General features: G+C 47.5%; 3 protein-coding genes. 2 read left to right on the top strand and 1 reads right to left on the bottom strand.

Annotation, left to right across the window (positions count from 1 at the left end; all coding sequences use genetic code 11):
- Window positions 1-178: 178 nt before the first annotated feature.
- Window positions 179-1,924 carry an alpha/beta hydrolase gene (locus QUB37_RS28945; RefSeq protein WP_333168619.1) on the bottom strand — a complete coding sequence of 582 codons (1,746 nt, stop codon included), beginning with the start codon at window positions 1,922-1,924 and terminating at the stop codon, window positions 179-181.
- 286 nt (window positions 1,925-2,210) lie between these two features.
- Between QUB37_RS28945 and QUB37_RS28940 the strand changes: the two genes are divergently transcribed.
- Together QUB37_RS28940 and ligA are read left to right on the top strand one after the other, a co-directional pair.
- The gene (locus tag QUB37_RS28940) at window positions 2,211-3,191 is read left to right on the top strand and encodes an Npun_R2479 family HD domain-containing metalloprotein (RefSeq protein ID WP_333168621.1); all 981 of its coding nucleotides are present in this window, start codon (window positions 2,211-2,213) and stop codon (window positions 3,189-3,191) included.
- A gap of 400 nt (window positions 3,192-3,591) precedes the next feature.
- The gene (ligA, locus tag QUB37_RS28935) at window positions 3,592-5,742 is read left to right on the top strand and encodes an NAD-dependent DNA ligase LigA (protein WP_333168618.1); all 2,151 of its coding nucleotides are present in this window, start codon (window positions 3,592-3,594) and stop codon (window positions 5,740-5,742) included.
- Window positions 5,743-6,058 lie beyond the last annotated feature (316 nt).

Below are 6,058 nucleotides of genomic sequence, written 5' to 3'. Positions count from 1 at the left end.
TTTGGTTGTCAATGTTCGGATGATGTTTCTATTATTAACGGTGTTGTTAACGTTTGTAAAGGGGTTGAGCGACAGTTAAACTGATGACTGCGATTAGGAAAGCTGATGAAAGGAGAGACAGGGGCGATCGTCCGATCGCGAAAAGATATGCCAGCGTGCTCTTCGGCGCACCTCAAGCCTAACGAACGGGAGCTATGGGAGGTGGAGAAGGTAGAGGAACAGGAGCGAGGACAGGTGGAGAGACTGGCCTGCGAGGAGGTGGAGAAATCCTGAACTGCTGGAGTTGTTGCGGGGTGAGCGATCGCAAAATTCTCAGTCCGAGAGTGTCTCGGGAGATGCTTAAAGCGTAGGATGGCTCCAAATACGGGCGGAAATTTGATTTGTTGTTCAAATAGCTTTCCATGAAAGCTAGGCTGAGTCCGCTGAGATAGCGACGGGCTAAAGCTGGTTCGGGCCCGATGACCTCTGGTGGTGGCAGAAAGAGGCTTTGAGGGGAATCCTCGATCGTTGAGAAGTGAGTCCCGTTGTTCATCAGTACCAGATATTTGTTGGGCGATGTCAGCCATGTGAACGGTTGAATTTGTTCGAGCAAAGCGGGGGCGACGGTATCGGCGCTGCCTGCGATTAACATGACAGGGATTTGGATTTTGCTAAGGTTTGTTTCTCCGAGAATGCTGCTAACGATCGGGTTGATGGCGATCACAGCTTTGATGCGCGGCTCGTCGAAATTGTACTGGTTGCGCTCTAGGCCGCGGGCGCGGCACTGCAACAGTAGGGAGAGGTTCCAACTATCGTTTTCGAGTCCGCAATCTTTGTCTAGCTGTGCAAAATTAATCCCCGCCCCGGCTAATGCTAAAGCCGTATAGCCACCGAAAGACTGGCCGATGACGCCGACCCGCTGCAAGTCGAGCTGCCCTTGATAGGCAGGATTGGTGGTAGAAAGTTGGGTTAAATAATCGAGCAAGTCTTTGATGTCGAGGGGGCGGTTGATAAATTCTGCTGGTTCTGCTACTTCATTGGCTCTGCCTGTTACCAAGTTTTGGATTTGTTGGGCGTTGCTGCCGGGGTGTTCGGGGACGGCGACGGCAAAGCCGTAGGAGGCTAGGTGTTTGGCTAAATACTCGAAGGAAAGGCGATCGGAACCTAAACCGTGGGAAATTACTACTACTGGGGCCGGTTGCGGGCTGCCCTGCGGCAGGTAAATGTCCATATCAAACGTGCGAGGGCGATTTGGACTCGTCACAGTTACCGATGATTTTTTCCAAGTATAGGGGCCCGGTAGCTGGGGCTGCAGCATTGCGGCGGGTGGTATGGCGGGTTCCGAGGCTGCTTGTGCTTCGGACAATTGAGCGACTCCGGCGATCGTCTGATTGGAACGGTTGATCAGCGATGTCAGTTCGTTGGCGATACCCAAGGCGCGGGCGATGTCAATCCTGATGCCATAGGTGGGGAATTTCCGCAGCACGTTGAGAATTGTCAGGCCTTCGGGATCTGAGGCTGCTAAAATCAGGGCGGCTCGGATGGCATAAAATCCAGGCTGCCGAGCTTTGGTTTGAATTACTCGGCCTAAGCGTCTCAGCAGCACTTCTCCTTGAGGCGTGTAGAGAAATTGGGCGATCGTCACCTGGCTAATTTCAGCTTTCGCTTGCAGGGCGCTGCGAATCTCAGCTAGCTGAGATTCTTTGATGTACTGAGCGAAGCCGTCCAAGTTAGAGTCTATTTTGCCTTCTTTGGCGAACAGTGCCAGAGATTCGATGGGAACTGATTCTTCTAGCGGCCCGTAAGTTACGTAAATTCGCTCGGCACCCATTGCCGGTGCGGCGGTGCAAACAGCCGTGAATGCAAACAATCCTAGGTATTTTTGGGCGATCGACCGCCGAGTGCCAAGGGCAGCAGTGGAGAGACTCCGAAACAGATAGTTCATAAGTTTCAAACCTAGGACTTCTAATAATTAGTCAGTGAAACGATGTAAATTGTTTCACTAACATTTAATACCAAAAAATCGATCGGTTGCTTCGGATGCTTCCGAAATTAGGTTATCTTGGGAAGCATAGCCAAAAGAGCAATTTTCTGACCTGACAAGACTAGCTGAAATTTAAGATTCAACACCGAGGGGTCAAACCTGCTGGAATGCCCATTGATTATTTTTTCAGCTATGCAAGATATTTTCGATCAAGTTTGTAACTACAGCCTGAGTGAGAGAATTTATGATGTTCAATGCAACTGCTATCCTGATTGACGCTTTTGTTCAAGAGCTGCAGGCCGGCTACCGTCGCACCTACGGCAAGTACAAGCCTGACTACCCTGAAATTATCGCCTGGGCAGGGACTATGGCTCTGGAAAATATCGCTAACTGCGACGCTCTATACCACAATGTAGAACACACAATGCTCGTGGCTTTGGTGGGGCAAGAAATTCTCCGCGGCAAGCATATTCGCGAAGGGGGAGTGTCGCCGGAAGATTGGCTGCACTACCTGATCTCGCTGCTGTGTCACGATATCGGCTACGTCAAAGGTGTTTGCCGCCAAGACCAAGAAGCTGTGGGACTCTACGCTACGGGTATTGAGGGGGGCATGGTTTCTGTGCCGATCGGGGCAACTTCTGCTAGTTTAACTCCTTATCATGTCGATCGAGGCAAACTCGTAATTGACGAACGCTTCGGCGGCCACACATTAATTGATGCCGAACAAATCAAGCGCAATATTGAATTGACCCGCTTCCCAGTTCCTGCTAGCGAAACTCATCAAGACCGAAATAATTATTCTGGACTCGCTAGGGCCGCCGATTTGATCGGTCAGTTGAGCGACCCAAATTACCTACGAAAAATAAGTGCTCTGTTCTACGAATTTGAGGAAGTCGGCACTAATAAAATCTTGGGCTACAAGTCTCCGGGAGATTTGCGGCAAAATTACGCCAAGTTTTATTGGAATGGAGTTTTTCCATATATTCCAGCAGCTTTGAACTACTTGGAATTGACCCAGGGAGGCAAACAAATTATTGCCAACCTCTACGCCAATGTATTTCAGGTAGAACACGCTGAACCGCTCGCTTTCACCAAACCGAACGCTCAAGAATTCACCAAATCCCGCGCCAATAGCAACTTGAACGGCGAAAAAGATGGTGCGAATATTCAACATTCCATCTCCGGGGAAAACAAGAAATTTACCGAGTTCCCAGACTTAAATTTGTGATTATTTACGCCCAGAATGGGGCATCTATAAAGGCGAGTCAGTGGATTCTAAAATTGATAATTCTGTGTGATATGTTTGGCGCAACGTTCTGCTTTCAATCAGTCGAAGGATTTGAAATTTAATCCATAGATGAATCTGGGATGTTAAACAAGAGTCGAAATTTTAGGCCGACAGGCGTTGCCAGTCGGAAATTAAGTATCCGTTTTTTGGCAGCGTGATAATTAGGATAAGTTTTGATTTTTTAGTTGCTGGAGATTGGTTTTTAGCTGAAATTTAGATTAATTATCTCAAATCTAAAATTGCTCTGGCAGCAGATAGGTTGCTTGCTCCTTTTTTTTGAGCTAAAATCAAGAGTTATCATCAAAAATTTAACATCGAAAATCGAAAACCTTAAATTGATATGGCAGCAGACATTCAGCAGCAAATTCAACAGTTGAGGCAGCAGCTACAGGAAGCTAGCTATGCTTATTATGTTCTCGATGCGCCGATTATGCCAGATGAAGTGTACGATCGACTTTATCGCCAGTTGCAAGAATTAGAATCAGATTATCCTGAATTAATTACGGCCGAAAGTCCGACTCAGCGGGTGGGAGAACAGCCTGCTACTCAATTTTTTAGTGTCAAACACAATATTCCTCTCTACAGTTTGGAAAATGCTTTTAATTTTGAGGAATTTGCTAAATGGCAGGAACGCTGGCAAAGGGTAGCACCTTCCCTAACCCCCGGTCAAGAAGGAAATGCACTCCCCCTAACCCCCCCTGATCAAGGGAGGGGACAAGAGGGAATAACATCTTCCATTAGCAATCAGGAAAACAGGGAAATTACTCCCCCCTTTAGCAAGGGGGGGTTGGGGGGGGTTTCCTATGTTTGCGAGTTAAAAATTGACGGTTCAGCTTTAGCGTTAACCTATGAAAATGGGGTTTTAGTTCGCGGTGCGACGCGGGGAGACGGCATTGCGGGAGAGGAAATTACTCAAAATGTCAAAACTATTCGCTCGATTCCTCTGAAGCTCAATTTAGATAATCCACCGCCTGTGGTGGAAGTGCGGGGAGAAGCTTTTTTGTCTTTAGCTGTGTTTGAAGAAATTAATCGGGAACGGGAAAAAGCGGGGGAACAATTGTTTGCTAATCCTCGCAATGCTGCGGCGGGTACGCTGCGGCAGTTGGATTCTAAAATTGTGGATAAACGACGGTTGGATTTCTTTGCTTATACTCTGCATTTAGATAAGGGTAACGAGGGTAACACGCAGTGGGATTCGTTGGAATTGTTGCGGCGAATGGGGTTTAAGGTGAATCCCTATCGCAAAATTTGCTATTCTTTGGATGAGGTTCGGGAGTATTACGAATATTGGGATACTGAGCGACGGAATTTGCCTTACATGACGGATGGGGTTGTTGTTAAGATTAATTCGGTTTTCCTGCAAAAACAATTGGGTTTTACTCAGAGGTTTCCGCGTTGGGCGATCGCCCTGAAGTATCCCGCTGCCGAAGTGCCTACAATAGTAGAAGCTGTCACCGTGCAAGTAGGGAGAACCGGGGCTCTGACTCCTGTAGCGGAACTCAAACCGGTGCAGTTGGCGGGGACGACGGTTTCGCGGGCTTCTCTCCACAATAGCGATCGACTTTCCGATCTAAATCTGCACATTGGCGATACTGTAATTGTCAGAAAAGCTGGGGAAATTATACCAGAAGTTGTGCGAGTTTTACGGGAACTTCGCCCCCAAAATGCTCAACTTTTCCAAATGCCTAGTTGCTGTCCCGAATGCGAACAGCCTGTGGTTCGGGAAAAGGGGGAGGCCGTTACTCGCTGCATCAATACATCTTGTCCGGCGATTTTGAGGGGTTCGCTGATTCATTTTTGCAGCCGGGATGCTCTGGATATTAACGGTGTTGGCGAAAAGTTGGTGCAGCAGATGGTTGATAGCAATCTGGTGCATTCTGCGGCGGATTTGTACGATTTGACTGCGGAAAGATTGATGAGTTTGGAACGCATGGGTAAGAAGTTAGCAGAAAAGTTGGTAAGTGCGATCGCCCAATCCAAAAATCAACCTTATTCCCGCGTACTTTACGGCTTGGGCATCCGCCACGTCGGCAGCGTGAATGCTCAATTGCTGACAGAAAGGTTTGCAAATGTAGAAGAGTTATCAGCAGTATCAGCGGCATCGATTGAGGGCGTTTACGGCATCGGGCCGGAAATTGCTCAAGCTGTTTATCAGTGGTTTCGAGTGCCTGCAAATCAAAGTTTAATTTCACGTTTAAAAACGGCGGGATTGCAATTGCAGTCAGAAGTAAAAAATCCCAACTTAGCCAGCGCCAATTTACAACTTGCAGGCAAAACTTTTGTGCTTACCGGAACTTTGCCCACTTTGAAACGAGATGAAGCTAAAGATTTGATTCAAAAAGCAGGAGGTAAAGTCACCAGTTCGGTGAGTGCTAAAACTGATTATGTGGTTGTGGGAGAAGATGCGGGTTCTAAGTTGGAAAAGGCTCAATCTTTGGGGGTAGAACTACTTTCGGAAGCTGAGTTATTGGAACTGCTATCGAAACCATAAATGATTGGTGACAGTCAATATATCTCTCTTTTCTCTTTCTCTGCGCCCTCTGCGCTCTCTGCGGTTCGCAAAAAAGCTGATTCACTTGAGCCGTTTTCAAAGAAGATTGCCAACAATTCTATTGCCCTAGGTGCAAAATAGCCGATCCTCTTCGAGGTCTCTGCTAACGCGAATTAGGCAATACCTCAAAAGGCATAGAAATCGCGACCGCACTTGGTGAATATAAATACTTCCCCGGCGGCATTTGTGACAAGTTAAGAAAAAGTGCAAATTGTCAAGGGGGTAGACCAAAAAAGGTAAAATAGGATGAAACCTT

It is taken from the genome of Microcoleus sp. AT3-A2, assembly GCF_036705685.1.
Lineage (GTDB): Bacteria > Cyanobacteriota > Cyanobacteriia > Cyanobacteriales > Microcoleaceae > Microcoleus.
The sequence above is the reverse complement of the archived record's forward strand: the minus strand, read 5'-3'. Positions and strand labels throughout refer to the sequence as shown.

What these genes read in the sequence shown, in the direction of transcription:
- QUB37_RS28945 (WP_333168619.1), bottom strand. Translation starts at nt 1,924, where the DNA reads ATGAACTATCTGTTTCGGAGTCTCTCCACTGCTGCCCTTGGCACTCGG.
- QUB37_RS28940 (WP_333168621.1), top strand. Translation starts at nt 2,211, where the DNA reads ATGTTCAATGCAACTGCTATCCTGATTGACGCTTTTGTTCAAGAGCTG.
- ligA (WP_333168618.1), top strand. Translation starts at nt 3,592, where the DNA reads ATGGCAGCAGACATTCAGCAGCAAATTCAACAGTTGAGGCAGCAGCTA.